Annotated in this window: 1 rRNA gene; it reads left to right on the top strand. The window is 53.7% G+C overall.

The window, feature by feature from the left end:
• Positions 1-1,488 (top strand): 16S ribosomal RNA (locus tag ACHABW_RS25725); the annotation flags it as partial.
• Positions 1,489-1,560 lie beyond the last annotated feature (72 nt).

Here is a 1,560-nt window from a genome sequence, read left to right on the forward strand (position 1 = left end):
TGATCCCTTCGGGGTGACGCTTGTGGAATGAGCGGCGGACGGGTGAGTAACACGTGGGCAACCTGCCTTGTAGACTGGGATAACTCCGGGAAACCGGAGCTAATACCGGATGACCAACGGAATCGCATGATTCTGTTGTAAAAGTGGGGATTTATCCTCACACTACGAGATGGGCCCGCGGCGCATTAGCTAGTTGGTAAGGTAATGGCTTACCAAGGCAACGATGCGTAGCCGACCTGAGAGGGTGATCGGCCACACTGGAACTGAGACACGGTCCAGACTCCTACGGGAGGCAGCAGTAGGGAATCATCCGCAATGGGCGAAAGCCTGACGGTGCAACGCCGCGTGAACGATGAAGGTTTTCGGATCGTAAAGTTCTGTTATGAGGGAAGAACAAGTGCCGTTCGAATAGGGCGGCACCTTGACGGTACCTCACGAGAAAGCCCCGGCTAACTACGTGCCAGCAGCCGCGGTAATACGTAGGGGGCAAGCGTTGTCCGGAATTATTGGGCGTAAAGCGCGCGCAGGCGGTCTCTTAAGTCCGATGTGAAAGCCCACGGCTCAACCGTGGAGGGTCATTGGAAACTGGGGGACTTGAGTGTAGGAGAGGAAAGTGGAATTCCACGTGTAGCGGTGAAATGCGTAGATATGTGGAGGAACACCAGTGGCGAAGGCGACTTTCTGGCCTACAACTGACGCTGAGGTGCGAAAGCGTGGGGAGCAAACAGGATTAGATACCCTGGTAGTCCACGCCGTAAACGATGAGTGCTAGGTGTTAGGGGTTTCGATGCCCTTAGTGCCGAAGTTAACACATTAAGCACTCCGCCTGGGGAGTACGACCGCAAGGTTGAAACTCAAAGGAATTGACGGGGGCCCGCACAAGCAGTGGAGCATGTGGTTTAATTCGAAGCAACGCGAAGAACCTTACCAGGTCTTGACATCCTCTGACCACCCAAGAGATTGGGATTTCCCCTTCGGGGGACAGAGTGACAGGTGGTGCATGGTTGTCGTCAGCTCGTGTCGTGAGATGTTGGGTTAAGTCCCGCAACGAGCGCAACCCTTGATCTTAGTTGCCAGCATTCAGTTGGGCACTCTAAGGTGACTGCCGGTGATAAACCGGAGGAAGGTGGGGATGACGTCAAATCATCATGCCCCTTATGACCTGGGCTACACACGTGCTACAATGGATGGTACAAAGGGCTGCAAGACCGCGAGGTCAAGCGAATCCCATAAAGCCATTCTCAGTTCGGATTGCAGGCTGCAACTCGCCTGCATGAAGCCGGAATTGCTAGTAATCGCGGATCAGCATGCCGCGGTGAATACGTTCCCGGGCCTTGTACACACCGCCCGTCACACCACGAGAGTTTGTAACACCCGAAGTCGGTGAGGTAACCTTTTTGGAGCCAGCCGCCGAAGGTGGGACAGATGATTGGGGTGAAGTCGTAACAAGGTATCCCTACCGGAAGGTGGGGATGGATCACCTCCTTTCTAAGGAGCATTTAAGCTCAACTTATTGAATCGAACTTTGTCTTGGACTTTTTGTTTAGTTTTGAGAGGTTA

The organism is Salipaludibacillus sp. CF4.18, from assembly GCF_051262595.1.
Lineage (GTDB): Bacteria > Bacillota > Bacilli > Bacillales > Salisediminibacteriaceae > Salipaludibacillus > Salipaludibacillus neizhouensis.